17 protein-coding genes and 1 tRNA gene are annotated in these 14,033 nt (G+C 71.6%); 14 read left to right on the top strand and 4 right to left on the bottom strand.

All coding sequences use genetic code 11. The features are described 5' to 3' along the window. Window positions 1-69 precede the first annotated feature (69 nt). Window positions 70-1,653, bottom strand: coding sequence for a helicase HerA-like domain-containing protein (locus ACIBAD_RS23950; RefSeq protein ID WP_398908284.1), 1,584 nt, complete (start codon window positions 1,651-1,653; stop codon window positions 70-72). Window positions 1,654-1,737: 84 nt separating this feature from the next. Here ACIBAD_RS23950 and ACIBAD_RS23945 point away from each other — a divergent pair, with 84 nt between their 5' ends. Then, window positions 1,738-2,037: a type II toxin-antitoxin system VapB family antitoxin gene (locus ACIBAD_RS23945; protein WP_030160221.1), complete on the top strand. Its 300-nt coding sequence runs from the start codon at window positions 1,738-1,740 to the stop codon at window positions 2,035-2,037. Window positions 2,038-2,189: 152 nt separating this feature from the next. Continuing rightward, window positions 2,190-2,852: a LytR C-terminal domain-containing protein gene (locus tag ACIBAD_RS23940; RefSeq protein WP_134073044.1), complete on the top strand. Its 663-nt coding sequence runs from the start codon at window positions 2,190-2,192 to the stop codon at window positions 2,850-2,852. Window positions 2,853-2,921: 69 nt separating this feature from the next. Here the strand turns inward: ACIBAD_RS23940 and upp are convergent, their stop codons facing one another. After that, the gene (gene upp / locus ACIBAD_RS23935; RefSeq protein ID WP_030160225.1) at window positions 2,922-3,557 is read right to left on the bottom strand and encodes a uracil phosphoribosyltransferase; all 636 of its coding nucleotides are present in this window, start codon (window positions 3,555-3,557) and stop codon (window positions 2,922-2,924) included. Window positions 3,558-3,793: 236 nt separating this feature from the next. Between upp and ACIBAD_RS23930 the strand changes: the two genes are divergently transcribed. From ACIBAD_RS23930 to ACIBAD_RS23885, 10 genes are all read left to right on the top strand, one after another. Beyond that, window positions 3,794-4,732, top strand: coding sequence for a universal stress protein (locus ACIBAD_RS23930; protein WP_398908283.1), 939 nt, complete (start codon window positions 3,794-3,796; stop codon window positions 4,730-4,732). A 130-nt stretch (window positions 4,733-4,862) separates the two neighbouring features. Further along, entirely contained in the window at window positions 4,863-5,057 is a 195-nt protein-coding gene (locus ACIBAD_RS23925) for a hypothetical protein (RefSeq protein ID WP_053692472.1), read from the top strand. Between the two features lie 316 nt (window positions 5,058-5,373). After that, entirely contained in the window at window positions 5,374-5,919 is a 546-nt protein-coding gene (locus tag ACIBAD_RS23920; RefSeq protein ID WP_134073042.1) for a hypothetical protein, read from the top strand. Next, the gene (tadA, locus tag ACIBAD_RS23915) at window positions 5,919-6,410 is read left to right on the top strand and encodes a tRNA adenosine(34) deaminase TadA (RefSeq protein WP_398908281.1); all 492 of its coding nucleotides are present in this window, start codon (window positions 5,919-5,921) and stop codon (window positions 6,408-6,410) included. Before ACIBAD_RS23920 ends, tadA begins: the two co-directional genes overlap by 1 nt. 57 nt (window positions 6,411-6,467) lie before the next feature. Beyond that, window positions 6,468-6,552: transfer RNA gene (locus ACIBAD_RS23910), tRNA-Ser, on the top strand. Between the two features lie 121 nt (window positions 6,553-6,673). Next, window positions 6,674-6,961 carry a hypothetical protein gene (locus ACIBAD_RS23905; protein ID WP_134073038.1) on the top strand — a complete coding sequence of 96 codons (288 nt, stop codon included), beginning with the start codon at window positions 6,674-6,676 and terminating at the stop codon, window positions 6,959-6,961. 418 nt (window positions 6,962-7,379) lie between these two features. Continuing rightward, window positions 7,380-7,541 carry a hypothetical protein gene (locus ACIBAD_RS23900; protein WP_165937499.1) on the top strand — a complete coding sequence of 54 codons (162 nt, stop codon included), beginning with the start codon at window positions 7,380-7,382 and terminating at the stop codon, window positions 7,539-7,541. A 220-nt stretch (window positions 7,542-7,761) separates the two neighbouring features. Next, on the top strand, window positions 7,762-8,604 hold the full coding sequence (locus ACIBAD_RS23895) for an RNA polymerase sigma factor SigF (protein WP_134073036.1): 843 nt from the start codon (window positions 7,762-7,764) through the stop codon (window positions 8,602-8,604). 220 nt (window positions 8,605-8,824) lie between these two features. Continuing rightward, complete coding sequence (locus ACIBAD_RS23890; protein WP_134073034.1) at window positions 8,825-9,691, top strand: RNA polymerase sigma factor SigF; 867 nt, start codon at window positions 8,825-8,827, stop codon at window positions 9,689-9,691. Window positions 9,692-9,740: 49 nt separating this feature from the next. Continuing rightward, window positions 9,741-10,472, top strand: coding sequence for a hypothetical protein (locus tag ACIBAD_RS23885; protein ID WP_134073032.1), 732 nt, complete (start codon window positions 9,741-9,743; stop codon window positions 10,470-10,472). 226 nt (window positions 10,473-10,698) lie between these two features. Here the strand turns inward: ACIBAD_RS23885 and ACIBAD_RS23880 are convergent, their stop codons facing one another. Beyond that, window positions 10,699-10,932: a hypothetical protein gene (locus tag ACIBAD_RS23880; RefSeq protein WP_134073030.1), complete on the bottom strand. Its 234-nt coding sequence runs from the start codon at window positions 10,930-10,932 to the stop codon at window positions 10,699-10,701. A gap of 223 nt (window positions 10,933-11,155) precedes the next feature. On the opposite strand from ACIBAD_RS23880, the gene ACIBAD_RS23875 reads away from it, so the two are divergent. Both ACIBAD_RS23875 and ACIBAD_RS23870 read left to right on the top strand, forming a co-directional pair. Then, window positions 11,156-11,548 carry a MarR family winged helix-turn-helix transcriptional regulator gene (locus tag ACIBAD_RS23875; protein ID WP_398908357.1) on the top strand — a complete coding sequence of 131 codons (393 nt, stop codon included), beginning with the start codon at window positions 11,156-11,158 and terminating at the stop codon, window positions 11,546-11,548. Window positions 11,549-11,561: 13 nt separating this feature from the next. Next, window positions 11,562-13,241, top strand: coding sequence for an MDR family MFS transporter (locus tag ACIBAD_RS23870; protein WP_398908280.1), 1,680 nt, complete (start codon window positions 11,562-11,564; stop codon window positions 13,239-13,241). Window positions 13,242-13,313: 72 nt separating this feature from the next. On the opposite strand, the gene ACIBAD_RS23865 is transcribed toward ACIBAD_RS23870, so the two are convergent. Beyond that, a complete protein-coding gene (locus ACIBAD_RS23865; protein ID WP_398908279.1) occupies window positions 13,314-13,988 on the bottom strand; it encodes a TetR/AcrR family transcriptional regulator in 675 nt (224 codons plus the stop codon). Window positions 13,989-14,033: the final 45 nt, after the last annotated feature.

Here is a 14,033-nt window from a genome sequence, read left to right as displayed (position 1 = left end):
GCGGCGCATCCGGCCGCCGGAATCCGTCACGTACGCCGGGCGGGCGGCACGCCGCAGACGCCGCGGCCCTCATCTGCGCCGCTTCGCCGTCCCGAACAGCGACCGCGAGATCTCCCGCCCCAACTGGGTGCCGACGGACCGGGCCAGCGAGCGGAACAGCCCGCTCCCCACCACCTGCTGGGCGAGCGACGGATCGGGCTTCGGGGCGCTGCGCGCCGCCTTCGCGGCCTCCTTGGCCTGCTTCTCGGCCGCCGCCTCGGCCGCGGCCGCCTCCGCCGCCGCCTCGGCCGCAGCCTGCTCGGCGCTGATCTTCTCGTACGCCGACTCGCGGTCGACCGGCTCCGCGTACCGCGAGTAGAGGAGCGAGGACTTCACCGCCGCGTCGAGGGCGGCCGCGTCGATCGGGCCCATCAGCGACTGCGGGGCGCGCAGCCGGGTGGCCGCCACCGGGGTCGGGGCGCCCTTCTCGCTGAGTACGGTGATCACCGCCTCGCCCGTCCCAAGCTGGGTCAGCAGCTCCTCCAGGTCGTACGCGGAGTTCGGGAAGGTCTTCACCGTGGCCTTCAGCGCCTTCGCGTCGTCCGGGGTGAAGGCGCGCAGCGCGTGCTGCACCCGGTTGCCGAGCTGTGCGAGCACGTCCGCCGGCACGTCCTTGGGGGTCTGCGTCACGAAGAAGACGCCGACGCCCTTCGAGCGGATCAGCCGCACGGTCTGGGTGATGGACTCCAGGAACGCCTTCGAGGCGCCGTTGAACAACAGGTGGGCCTCGTCGAAGAAGAAGACGAGCTTCGGCCGCTCCAGGTCCCCGACTTCCGGCAGGTCGCCGTAGAGGTCGGCCAGCAGCCACATCAGGAAGGTGGAGAAGAGCTGCGGCTTGTCCTGGACCGCCGGGAGTTCCAGTACGGAGACCAGCCCGCGCCCGTCGGCGGCCGTCCGCAGGAATTCACCGGTGTCGAATTCCGGCTCGCCGAAGAACTCCGAGGCACCCTGCTGTTCGAAGGCGGTCAGGGCGCGCAGGATCACCCCCGCCGTCACCGTGGACAGCCCGCCGATGCCCTTGAGCTCGGCTTTCCCCTGGTCGGAGACGAGGAAGGCGACGACCGCCCGCAGGTCCTTGAGGTCGATCAGCTCCAGTCCCTTGGTGTCGGCGTAGTGGAAGATCAGGCCGAGCGACTGCTCCTGGGTCTGGTTGAGCTGGAGCACCTTCGACATGAGCACCGGACCGAAAGCCGTCACGGTGGCCCGTACCGGAATGCCCGGTCCGATTCCGCCCAGCGAATAGAACTCGCTCGGGAATCCGGTCCCCTCCCACTGCTGGGCGACTTCCTTCGCCCGCTCCCCGATCCTCTCGTCGGCCGTGCCCGGCACCGAAATCCCGGACACGTCCCCCTTGATGTCGGCGAGGAACACCGGGACACCGCCCGCCGACAGCTGCTCGGCGATGAGCTGGAGGGTCTTCGTCTTGCCGGTGCCCGTGGCGCCCGCGACCAGGCCGTGGCGGTTGAGCATCGACAGCGGGATGCGGATCTGCCGCTCCGGCAGGCAGGCGCCGTCCCAGAGCAGGGCACCCAGCTCGAGCGCGGGTCCGGTGAGGGCGTACCCGGCGGCGATCTGGTCCGCCGGGGACGCGGGGTCGGTGCTCTCGCTCATCATCACTCCCGAAATAGCCCTGGCTGCCACTTTTGCACCGGCTTGGCAAGGCTGCGCCCGCAGGCACCGGCCCGGTAGGCTTTCCGTGTGATCTTCAAGCGCATCGGAAACGGGCGGCCGTACCCCGACCACGGCAGGGAAACCACCCGGCAGTGGGCGGATGTCGCCCCGCGCCCGGTCCGGCTCGACCAGTTGGTGACGACCAAGGGGCAGCTGGACCTCGAAACGCTGCTCGCCGAGGACTCGACGTTCTACGGGGACCTCTTCGCCCACGTCGTGAAGTGGCAGGGCGACCTGTACCTGGAGGACGGGCTGCACCGTGCCGTGCGCGCGGCCCTGCAGCAGCGCCAGGTCCTGCACGCTCGCGTACTCGAAATGGACTACTGAGCCCGAACACGCCGTAGGCGAGCCCGAGAAACGCTCCTGCCCGGGCGCCGCTTGGGTTTCCGGTTCGCGGGAATTGCGCCTTTCGGGTCGGTCTTGCCCTATCAACAGATCATTTGGTGGGCATCGCAGGCGGGCGGTATTACGCTGCGCCCATGAGCATGCTCACTCCCCCCGGCATGGGCGGAAAGTACCGCGTCACGGGAGCGGCCTACCCCCGCATGAGGCGACCGCGGCGCCGCCGCCGCATTGTCTTCACCGTGCTCGGAGCAGTCCTCGGTCTGGCCCTGCTCGGCTACGGATCCGTGCAGCTCATGAACGTGTTCCGCGGCGAGGGCGGCTCCGGCAAACACCAGAGCGCCGCGGGCAAGGACTGCGCCACCCCGAAGCCCAGGGCGGGCGCCGCGGCGGCCGCCAGCCCCGCCGCCGCCAAGCCGGCCGTGGCCCTGCCACAACCCGGCGAGATCACGGTCAACGTCTACAACGCGACCCCGCGCGCCGGGCTCGCCAAGGCGGTCGGCGACGAGCTGAAGAAGCGCGGCTTCACGGTCGGCAAGGTCGGCAACGCGCCCGCCGACTTCGACAAGAAGGTCCCCGGGACGGGGATACTGATCGGCTCGCCCAAGACCGACAAGGCCGCCTTCTCCGTGCTGGGCACCCAGCTCGAAGGCGACACCCAGCAGACCGACGCCCGCGAGGGCTCGGACATCGACCTGATCCTCGGCGACGCCTTCAAGGAGCTCAGTCCGAAGGAGGCCGCGGACAAGGAGCTGTACCTGCTGGCCAACCCGCAGCCCGCACCCGCCAAGACCTGCTGAACGCGAAACAGCCGGCCGCCTCGGAAAGAGGCGGCCGGCTGTTTCGTGCCGGCGGCGGGCCGGCGGGTCCTACTCGGCCGAGCCGTACATGCGGTCGCCCGCGTCGCCCAGGCCCGGAACGATGTAGCCGTGCTCGTTGAGCCGCTCGTCCACCGCGGCCGTCACGACCGTCACCGGGGTACCCGCGAGATCGCGCTCCATGACCTCGACACCCTCGGGCGCGGCCAGCAGCACCACGGCGGTGACGTCGTCGGCGCCGCGCTTGATCAGTTCCTGGATCGCCGCGACGAGCGTGCCGCCGGTGGCGAGCATCGGGTCGACGACGTAGACCTGCCGCCCGGAGAGGTCCTCCGGCATGCGCGTCGCGTACGTGGAGGCCTCCAGGGTCTCCTCGTTGCGGACCATGCCCATGAAGCCCACCTCGGCGGTCGGCAGCAGCCGCATCATGCCGTCCAGCATGCCGAGGCCGGCGCGCAGGATCGGCACGACCAGCGGGCGGGGGTGCGAGAGCTTCACGCCGGTGGTCGGGCCGACGGGCGTGACGATGTCGGCCTGCTCGGTGCGCACGTCGCGGGTGGCCTCGTACGCGAGGAGGGTCACCAGCTCGTCGGCGAGCCGACGGAAGGTGGGGGAGTCGGTGCGCTTGTCGCGCAGGGTGGTCAGTTTGTGCGCCACCAAGGGGTGATCGACGACCTGCAAACGCACAACATCCTCCAAGGCTCAGCTGCCGGGTTTCGACCTGCGACCTGCAAAAACGGCCGCACTTTTTCGCGACCCACGGTCAAAAGGCTACGCGGTGCGCGCACCCCCCTGCGTCCGAACCGGCACCCGCGCCCACGGATCCGCCGCGGATCGGCTGCGCATCGGCTCCGGACGCCCTGCGGACGTGCTGCCGGCGTCCCGGGGATGCGGCCCGCCCGGAGGCCCAGCACGCTGGACTGATGAGCAACGCACCGGTGATCGCGGCGGTCGACGGATCCGAGCACAGCCTCAGAGCGCTGGAATGGGCGCGGACCGAGGCGCTCCGGCACGGCACCGGGCTCGTGGTCGCGCACGTGCTGCCCGACAGCGCCCAGCTGTACGCGGCGCGCCGCTCCTCCCTCGCCGACCCCTCGCAGCCGGCGGAGTACGCCGACCCCGTCGGCGAAGACGTACAGGCGATCCTCGCCCGGGCCGCCGAGCTCCCGGCCGACGTGCGGTACGAGTCGTTGGAGGGCTCCGTGCCCGAGGCCCTGCGCATGACCGGGGAGAACTCCCGGATGCTGGTGATGGGCTCCCGGGGCCGCGGCGGCTTCGCGGCCCTGCTGCTCGGCTCGAACAGCCGCGCCGTGGCCTCGACGGCGGCGTGCCCGGTGGTGGTGGTCCCGCACGCGGCGCGCAGCGCCGAGGCCGGGGCCGGGCCGTCCGGCGGGCGCGTGGTGCTCGGCCTGCACGCAGCGGAGACGGCGGACGACGTGGTGGCCTTCGCCTTCGCCGAGGCGGCCGCACGGGGGACCACCGTCCAGGTGGTCTCGGCGTACGCGATCCCCCCGGCGCCGACCATGGCGGTGGACAACCCCTTCCAGGTGATCCCGCCGGAGGGCCTGGCCGACGACGGGGACGCGGTGCCGGCGGAGCGGGAGATGCTGCGCTCCCAGACGGAGCGGCTGGAGCCGTTCCGGGCCCGGTGGCCGCAGGTGCCGGTGGAGCAGGCTGCGGTCCCGGGAGACGCGGCGGAGCGCCTGGTGACGGCCTCCCGGTCGGCGGCCCTGGTGGTGGTCGGCCGCCACCACCCGCGGCGCAGCGTCGGGTCCCTGATGATCGGCTCGGTGGCCCACGCGGTGCTCCACCACGCGCACGGCCCGGTGGCGGTGGTCCCGACGCTGTCGGACGGCGCGTAGCAGCACCGTGGCAACCCTTCTGAGCTGCGAAGGGGTGGCATCAATCGCGCCATCCGGGGGAAGGTGGGATGCGGGGGGTCTGCTTCGCGCCGGCGGAGGAGGACGACCGGACCAGCCGGGGTGGTGGCGGATGCCCGACACGCAGCCGAGCCGAGAGAACGACACGCCGCAGCAGCCGGAGACGGCGGCGCAGCGCAGGGCGCGCCGCGCGCAGTTCCTGCGCGACCTGATGGAGGCGCAGGCCCTGCGCGACCGCGTCCAGCCCCGCCGCGCCCGCGCCGCCCGCATGCGCCAGCAGATGCGCATGCGCACCTTCCGCTGGTGACCGCCCGCGGGCCCGGCGGCGGTCGGGGGCGGGCCCGGGAGCGGGTCGCCCGGGCGGCGCCGCGCCGAGGAGCCGGCCGGGATCCCGTGCGTGCCGCGAGGCCGCCGCAGCGCGCCGCAGCGGCCCCCGTACAACCCGCTGAGCGCACGGCGCGGAACGACGCAAGCGCCGAAGACCTCTCGCAAAGCCGCGCTTTCTGCCACGATGCCGATTGGGCGGGGCACGAAACGGCGAGCAGGACAGCCGTTCCAACCCTCCCCACCTCCGGCCGGGGGGACCTCCAACCGGCACGCCTATGACCAGTGGGAGAGTCACGGTGTATTTCGCCGCACTGCTCGCGCGCACCGAAGACGGGTGGGAAGCGAGCGACATGGAACTCGACGACGTCGAGTCCCTGAGTGATCTGATCGATCTCGCCCGTGCCGCCGCTGTCGACGACGACACGGTGGTCGCCCTCATCGAGCAGGAGGACGCCTGGTTCGGCGTCGTCCGCGTGGACGGCGAGGAGGACCCGCGGTACTTCGTGTCGAACGCCTCCGCGGCCTCCCGCAGCTCCTACGGCTCGATGCTGACCGACGAGCTGCTGGGCAGCGACGAGGAGGACGACGAACTCGACGAACTGGACCTGGACGGCACCGAGGACGGCGAGGAGGACACGATCGCCGCGTTCACCGGTGCCGACGACGAGGACGAGGAGGACCCGCCCGGCGCGGAACCGGTACCCGCCGGCCCGCTCGGCGACCCCCGGCTGCTGGACGATCTCGGCGTCAGCAACAAACAACTGATGACCCTCGACGGGGACGCCCTCTCGGAGATCGCCGAGTCCCTCGGCGCCACCGAGGTGCTGGAGGCCGTCCGCTAGTGATCGCCACGCACCACCCCCTGCACGGCCCCGATCCCTTACGGGACCCGTGGCGGGACTCCATGCGCCTGGCGCTCCAGGAGGCCGCCCGGGCGGTGCCGGCCGGCGACGTGCCGGTCGGCGCCGTCGTGCTGGGCCCGGACGGAGAGCTCCTCGCCACCGGGCACAACGAGCGCGAGGCCACCGGCGACCCCACGGCGCACGCCGAGGTGCTGGCGCTGCGCCGGGCGGCCGCCCGGCTCGGGGAATGGCGGCTTCCGGGGTGCACCCTCGTGGTGACCCTGGAGCCGTGCGTGATGTGCGCGGGCGCGCTCGTGCAATCGCGGGTGGCCCGGGTCGTCTACGGCGCCGACGACGAGAAGGCGGGCGCCGCGGGGTCGCTCTGGGACCTCGTACGGGACCGCAGGCTCAACCACCGCCCGGAGGTGATCCGCGGCGTGCTCGCGCAGGAGTGCGCGCGGCAGCTGACGGACTTCTTCCGCGACCGCTGAGGAGGCTCGGCGGCATCGATTTCATTTGATGCCGATCCTTAGGCTAGGATCCATCTCGGTAGTGTGTCCGAGTGGCCGAAGGAGCTCGCCTCGAAAGCGAGTATGGGGCAACCCATCGGGGGTTCAAATCCCTCCACTACCGCTTCGTTCGAGAGCCCCGCCCCGCAAGGGACGGGGCTCTCGGCGTTTTTGCCGGCGTGATCCGCCGCGTCTTTACGGATGACGTCCGCGTGACCGGGGCCCCGCTCGGCCGTTGTCACGGCATGACCAAGACCCAGCGCATGCTCGCCGCCTTCGCCCTCGCGGGGGCCGCAGCGGGCCTCGCCGCTCCCGCCGCCTCCGCCGCCCCCGCGGTCCCGATCACCCTCCCCGACCTGCCGCAGGCCGCCCCGGGCATGCCGCAAGGGGCCACGCCCGGTTCCGTCCGGGAGATCGGCGGGAAGCTCACCGAGGTGAACAAGCTCGGCCGGCTGACGGACCTGCCGAACGACCTGGCACCCGTCATCGCCCCCGTGGCGCCCGTCCTGGGCCTGCTCGGCGCCATCCAGTAGCCGAGGAGGCCGGGCGGAAAGCCCCGGAAAGCCCCCAAGAGACCCTGAGGGCCTCGAAGGGCCGCAGCACCCGAAGAAGGCCCCGACCGGGGTCGGGGCCTTCGACGTACGGACGGGGGAAGCGGCATCGGGGGGACAACCCGCTTCCCCCGACGAGGACGGAACCTGCCAGTCCGAACCGCAGTCAGGGCGAAGCTTGCGGCTCGGACCCCGCAGTGAGGTCCTGTCCCTCACCCACCGGTTTCCTGCCAGAACCGGTGGGCTCGCCTTCCATACTGCGCCACCCGCGCCCTCCCTCATCGCGGCAAAGGGCCCGGACCGCCGGGTCATTGGTCCATAAAGGCCAGGTGAGTGTCCGAAGACGAACGGTTAGACTCACCGGACTTAGCAGGACCGGTTGGGGAGGCCGACACCGCTCGTGGACACCAAGAAGATGATCATGAGTGGGCTCGTCGTGTTCGTGCTCTTCGTGATCATCACCCAGCCGGTCAAAGCGGCCGACATCGTCAAAATAGGCTTCCAGGGGATATCGGACGCAGCGCACGGCATCGGCGCGTTCATGACCGAATTGGTGCGCTGAACCCGTACGCTGACGCGGCCTTCCGAACGACCGGCCCCCCACTCCGACGGGTGGGGGGCTTTCGCGTTCCCGCGCCCCCGCAATACCCGCACCCAAAACACCCCATTATGCCCAACTTGCCCTCAACACGGCGATATACGGTGCTTGCACACAGTGCACATGTCTTGTGATGCTATGACCGCTTTTGACGGATGAGTTGACATGAAGGGGTGGCGTGACCGTGCCGGCCAGTACTGCGCCTCAGGTGCCACCCCAGCAGGAGCCCCCTGAGGAGCCTCCAGCGCCCCCGAGGCCGCAGAGCCGGGGCGCGGACACCCGGGCCCTCACCCAGGTCCTGTTCGGCCAGCTGAAGGGCCTTCAGCCGGGGACGACCGAGCACCACCGGGTGCGCGGTGCCCTCATCGAGGCGAACCTTCCGCTCGTCCGGTACGCGGCCGCCCGCTTCCGCAGCCGCAACGAGCCGATGGAGGACGTGGTCCAGGTCGGCACGATCGGCCTCATCAACGCGATCGACCGGTTCGACCCGGACCGCGGGGTGCAGTTCCCGACGTTCGCCATGCCCACCGTGGTGGGCGAGATTAAACGGTACTTCCGCGACAACGTCCGCACCGTCCACGTGCCGCGCCGGCTCCACGAGCTGTGGGTCCAGGTGAACGCGGCGACCGAGGACCTCACCACCCTGCACGGGCGCACGCCCACCACGCCCGAGATCGCCGAGCGGCTGCGGATCACCGAGGACGAGGTGCTGTCCTGCATCGAAGCCGGCCGCAGCTACCACGCCACCTCACTGGAGGCCGCCCAGGAGGGCGACGGGCTGCCGGGGCTGCTGGACCGCCTCGGCTACGAGGACCCGGAGCTGGCCGGGGTCGAGCACCGCGACCTCGTCCGCCACCTCCTCGTACAGCTGCCCGAGCGTGAACAAAGGATCCTGCTGCTGCGGTACTACAACAATCTGACGCAGTCCCAGATCAGCGCGGAGCTCGGCGTGTCCCAGATGCACGTCTCGCGACTGCTCGCCCGCAGCTTCGCCCGGCTCCGATCCGCAAACAGGATCGAGGCGTAGCCGGAACGGGTGGAACCCGCTCCGCCGTTTCCCCACAGAATGGGCTCATTCCGCTCTGTCGCTGGAGATATATGTCGACTTGGCGCTACAGCGTGTTGCCGACATGTGACATTCTGCTGGAACCGCGTTTGCCGCAGCCCCGCCTCCGGTATTCAGGTGGAGGCTGCGTTCCTCCGACGGGCGCGCCGTACGCGACCGTCCGCGACCTCAAGGGGGTGGCATGTCCGTAGACCAGGGCAGCTCCAAGGTGCTCACGCTCGAAAAGAGCGCAGCGCCGGCAGCACTTGCAGCGCCTGTTGTGCCTGCAGCGCCTGTCCGCTCGGAAGCCATCGACACCCGCACCCTCTCCCGCTCCCTCTTCCAGCGACTTGCCGCCCTGGACGTGGACAGCCCCGAACGTGCGTACGTACGCGACACCCTGATCGAGCTGAACCTGCCGCTGGTGCGGTACGCGGCCGCCCGCTTCCGCAGCCGCAACGAGCCGATGGAGGACATCGTCCAGGTCGGCACGATCGGCCTGATCAAGGCGATCGACCGGTTCGACTGCGAACGCGGCGTGGAGTTCCCGACGTTCGCGATGCCGACCGTCGTGGGCGAGATCAAACGATTCTTTAGGGACACCTCCTGGTCCGTGCGCGTCCCGCGCCGCCTCCAGGAGCTGCGCCTCGCCCTCACCAAGGCCAGCGACGAGCTCGCCCAGAAGCTCGACCGCTCGCCGACGGTGCCGGAACTGGCCGCCGTACTCGGGGTGTCGGAGGAGGACGTCGTCGACGGCCTCGCCGTGGGCAACGCGTACACCGCCTCCTCGCTCGACTCGCCCTCTCCCGAGGACGAGGGCGGCGAGGGCTCGCTCGCGGACCGGCTCGGGTACGAGGACACCGCGCTGGAGGGCGTCGAGTACCGCGAGTCGCTGAAGCCGCTGCTCGCCAAACTCCCGCCCCGGGAACGCCAGATCATCATGCTGCGGTTCTTCGCGAACATGACGCAGTCGCAGATCGGCGAGGAGGTCGGCATCTCCCAGATGCACGTCTCCCGGCTGCTGACGCGCACGCTGGCACAGCTGCGGGTGGGCCTGATCGGGGAGTAGCCGCGGACGAGGGGTTCACACCTGACGCAACGTCAGCAAAACTACGGCGATGCGAGTGGACCGCCGAACGCTCACCCTCATCGCCCTGTGCTGCTCTCTGGCCGCCGCATGCCTGACGGGGTGCGGCGGCCCGGCACGTGACGGCTACGCCGCCGCGGGCGCCGTGGCCGCGGCGCCGGAACGCCGGGCGGGCGACAACGTGCCGCCGCAGTCCCCGGTGGAGCTCCGGCGGCTGAGCGACGACCCGCCTCCCCCGACAGGGAGTACGTCGCCCGGTACTCCGGACCGCGGCAGCCCTGCGGCCTCCGCCCGAGGCGGATCGACGGCCACCACGCCCGGGACCGCGCAGCCGCCCCAGCCCCCGCCGGCCCAAGGCCCGCAGACTTCGGGCCCGCAGCCTTCGGGCCCGCCGACGCAGGCCCCGCCGGCCTCGAAACCCCCCGGACCCGCTCCGGGGACGACACCCCCGGCCACTCCGGCGCAGCTGACCCTGGGCCCGCCCGTCCGCACCCAGACGGCGGACCGCTGGTGCGAGAAGGTCACGGTGGCGTTCACCAACACGGGAACGAAACCGGCCACGTCCGGCACGGTCACGTTCTCGACGCACGTCATCGGCGCGCTCGGCATCGACTGGGCCACGATCACCACGACCCAGCCCCTGCCCGCCCCCATCCCCGGGGGCGCGGCAAAGACGCAGACCTACCCGGTCTGCGTCGAATCCTGGCGAGTGCCCCTGGGCATGCACGTGGAGACCCGAAAGGCCACGGCCACCTGGAGCTGACGGCGCCTGGGCGAATCCGGTCCGCCGGGGAGCCGCACCGGCCCCGGCCGCACCGGACCCGGTCGCCCTGGCCGTCCTGCCCGCTCCGGTCGCGCAGGACCCGGTCGCCCCGGCCGTCCCGCCCGCCCCGGTCGCGCCGGTCGCCCCGGCCGCCCTGCCCGCCCCGACTGCCCTGCCCGACCCGCCCGTCCCGGGCGCCCTGCCCGTCCCGGCACTGCGCGGCCGGCTACAGAGCCAGCCAGGCCACCACCCCGATCAGGACCAGGGCGGCGATCCCGACGCCCAGCCACAGTCCGGTCTTCGACCCCGAGCCCTGTGCGGCCTGCCGCCGCCGAGACCCCTGCACCGCGGGGCCCGGCCCGGTCGGCGCCGCCTCTTCGACGAACGCCCGGAACATCTGAGTGCTGCCCGCGGGGTCGTAGTTGCCCTCGGGTCCCTGTGAGTTGTGGTTCGCAGCCATGCCTCAGGACCCTAGCGGGTTTTCCGATTCCTTTACCGCCCCCACCCCCCCATTCATTTGCCTGTAGCAACCAATCGCTTCTATGGTTGCCCTAAGCAACAACATCGGGATACGAGGAAAGGGAGGGGGGAGCCCCATGACCACCGAAACCCGGACGCTACAAGCGCCCCCTGCACCACCGGCGCCGCACGCGGAACACGCCCCCACCAGCCGCTACGAGGAACTGGCCCGCCAGCTCACCGGCATCGGCGCCGTCAAGCGCGACCTGGCCCGCCTGCTCCCCGCGGACTGCCCGCCCGGCTCCGCCGCCGTCCTCACCCTGCTCGACCGCCACGGGGAAATACGGCTCAGCCGCCTCGCCGACCTCATGGCCATCGACATCTCGGTGACCAGCCGCCACGTCGCCCACGTCGCCGACCGCGGGTGGATCACCCGCGACACCGACCCCGGCGACGGCCGCTGCCGCATCCTGCGGCTCACCCCGGCCGGGCACGCCCTCCTCGCCGAACTCGGCGCCCGCTACACCGGCGCACTGGAGAAGGCCCTGGCCGACTGGTCCCCCCACGACATCGACGTACTCAACACCTTGCTGACCCGGCTCCGATCGAGCTTCTAGACAAAGGAACCACATGGCGACCACCGCACCCACCGGTGCGCAGGGAGGCAGCCGGTCGGAGACCACGTCCGACCCCGCGTCCACCCCCGGCTCCGGCTCCCCCGCCCCCATGACCCACCCGCAGATCATGAAGGCGCTGTCCGGGCTGATGCTCGGCATGTTCGTGGCGATCCTGTCGTCCACGATCGTCTCCAACGCCCTGCCCCAGATCATCAGCGACCTCGGCGGCACGCAGTCCTCGTACACCTGGGTCGTCACGGCCGCCCTGCTGTCGATGACCGCTGCGACCCCGCTCTGGGGCAAGCTGTCCGACCTCTTCAGCAAGAAGCTGCTGGTCCAGATATCCCTGGTGATCTACGTCCTCGGCTCCGTGGTCGCGGGCCTGTCCCAGAACACCGGCATGCTGATCGCCTGCCGCGTCGTCCAGGGCATCGGCGTCGGCGGCCTCTCCGCCCTGGCCCAGATCGTGATGGCCGCGATGATCTCGCCGCGCGAGCGCGGCCGGTACAGCGGCTACCTCGGCGCGGTCTTCGCCGTCGCCACCGTCGGCGGCCCGCTGCTCGGCGGCGTCATCACCGACACCTCGTGGCTCGGCTGGCGCTGGTGCTTCTACGTCGGCGTGCCGTTCGCGATCATCGCCCTGATCGTCCTCCAGCGCACCCTGCACCTCCCGGTCGTCCGCCGCGACGTCAAGGTCGACTGGCTCGGCGCGTTCCTGATCAGCGGGGCCGTGTCCCTGCTCCTGATCTGGGTCACGCAGGCCGGCGACTCGTACGACTGGATCTCCTGGACCACCGCGGCGATGACCGGCGGCGCCGTCGTACTCGGCCTGCTCTTCATCCTCGTCGAGTCCAGGGCGAGCGACCCGATCATCCCGCTGCGCCTGTTCCGCAACAAGACCATCACCCTCGCCTCGGCCGCCTCCCTGTTCGTCGGCATCGCGATGTTCTCGGGGACGGTGTTTTTCAGCCAGTTCTTCCAGTTGGCCCGCAACGAGTCCCCCACCATGTCCGGAATCCTCACGATTCCGATGATCGGCGGCCTCTTCGTCTCCTCCACGGTTTCCGGTCAGGTGATCACCAAGACCGGCAAGTGGAAGGCCTGGCTCGTCTCCGGCGGCGTCCTCCTGACGGCCGGCCTCGGGCTGCTGGGCACCCTGCGGTACGACACCCCGTACTGGCACATCGCGATCTACATGGCACTGACCGGCCTCGGTCTCGGCATGATGATGCAGAACCTCGTCCTCGCCACGCAGAACCAGGTGGCCCCCGAGGACCTCGGCTCGGCCAGCTCGGTCGTCACCTTCTTCCGCTCGCTCGGCGGCGCCGTGGGCGTCTCGGCTCTCGGCGCGGTCATGGCCAACCGGGTCACCCACTACGTCAAGGACGGGCTGGCCGCACTCGGCCCGAAGGCGGCGGCGATGGGCCACGGCGGCACCGCCGGCGGCGGGATCCCCGACCTCGACAAGCTGCCCGCGCCGTTCCGGACGGTCGTCGAGTCCGCGTACGGCCACGGCGTCGGCGACGTCTTCTTCTACGCGGCGCCGTTCGCGCTGCTCTCGCTCGTCCTGGTGCTGTTCATCAAGGAGGTCGCCCTGAAGTCCAAGCCGGCCGCCCACGCCCCGACGGCGTCGGCGTCCACGGCTCCGGCTTCGGCTTCGGCTCCCGCGCCGGCCGTGGCTTCGGCGGAATAGCGGCACCGAGCGGTATCCGCAGGCCCCCGTCGGGCCGCCCCTCCTCCGGGAGCGGCGCCCGGCGGGGGTCTTCTACGTCCTCGGCCGGGCGGGCCGGGCCGGCCGGGCCGGCCGGGCGGCGGCCTGCGCCTCGATGCCCGCGATCAGGACGTCGAGCGCGAGGACGAAGTCCCCGTCGGGCGCCCGCCGGGCGGCGCCCCCGCAGCCGTGCAGGAACTGCGAAACCGCCAGGTGTGCGCCGGTCCGGCGGCCACCTGCCAGACCCGTGGCGTCGAGCACCCTCTGCAGGGCGGAGTCGAAGGCCCGCGCGTGCGGGCCGATGTTCGGGTACGCGGCGGTCAGCGGCGCCACCCACGGGTGCTCCGCCAGCAGTCGCCGGTAGCCGCAGGCCAGCGACCGCAGCCGGCCGGCCCAGCCCTCGTGCACCGGGGCGGGCGGCTCGGCCGGGGCGGTGGTACGGGACAGCGGGAGCTCGCCCAGGGCCCGGTCCAGGGCGAGTTCGAGCAGATCGTGCCTGGTGTCGACGTACCAGTACAGGGACATCGCGGTGACCCCGAGGCCGGCCGCGAGCCGCCGCATCGAGAACCGGGCCAGTCCCTCGGCGTCGAGCAGCCGGACGGTGGCTCCGGTGATCCGGTCCCGGTCGAGGCCGGAGGGCGCCTCAGTGCGGCGCCGGGCGGGTGCGGTGTGCCCGGGGGCCAGCCACACGCTGGTCCGGGTATCGCCGGGATCGGCCGCGGTCACCATGGAGGCACCCTCCTCACAACAGCTGGATCAGCCCGGAATGCCCGG

The organism is Streptomyces sp. NPDC051109 (genome assembly GCF_044455885.1).
Taxonomy (GTDB): Bacteria; Actinomycetota; Actinomycetes; order Streptomycetales; family Streptomycetaceae; genus Streptomyces.
The sequence above is the reverse complement of the archived record's forward strand: the minus strand, read 5'-3'. Positions and strand labels throughout refer to the sequence as shown.

Bases quoted from the DNA above. Each gene is read 5' to 3' on its own strand.
- ACIBAD_RS23880 (WP_134073030.1), bottom strand. From the start codon at position 10,932: ATGGCTGCGAACCACAACTCACAGGGACCCGAGGGCAACTACGACCCC.
- ACIBAD_RS23930 (WP_398908283.1), top strand. From the start codon at position 3,794: ATGAGCAACGCACCGGTGATCGCGGCGGTCGACGGATCCGAGCACAGC.
- ACIBAD_RS23885 (WP_134073032.1), top strand. From the start codon at position 9,741: ATGCGAGTGGACCGCCGAACGCTCACCCTCATCGCCCTGTGCTGCTCT.
- ACIBAD_RS23890 (WP_134073034.1), top strand. From the start codon at position 8,825: ATGTCCGTAGACCAGGGCAGCTCCAAGGTGCTCACGCTCGAAAAGAGC.
- ACIBAD_RS23940 (WP_134073044.1), top strand. From the start codon at position 2,190: ATGAGCATGCTCACTCCCCCCGGCATGGGCGGAAAGTACCGCGTCACG.
- ACIBAD_RS23925 (WP_053692472.1), top strand. From the start codon at position 4,863: ATGCCCGACACGCAGCCGAGCCGAGAGAACGACACGCCGCAGCAGCCG.
- ACIBAD_RS23905 (WP_134073038.1), top strand. From the start codon at position 6,674: ATGACCAAGACCCAGCGCATGCTCGCCGCCTTCGCCCTCGCGGGGGCC.
- ACIBAD_RS23870 (WP_398908280.1), top strand. From the start codon at position 11,562: ATGGCGACCACCGCACCCACCGGTGCGCAGGGAGGCAGCCGGTCGGAG.
- ACIBAD_RS23950 (WP_398908284.1), bottom strand. From the start codon at position 1,653: ATGATGAGCGAGAGCACCGACCCCGCGTCCCCGGCGGACCAGATCGCC.
- ACIBAD_RS23865 (WP_398908279.1), bottom strand. From the start codon at position 13,988: ATGGTGACCGCGGCCGATCCCGGCGATACCCGGACCAGCGTGTGGCTG.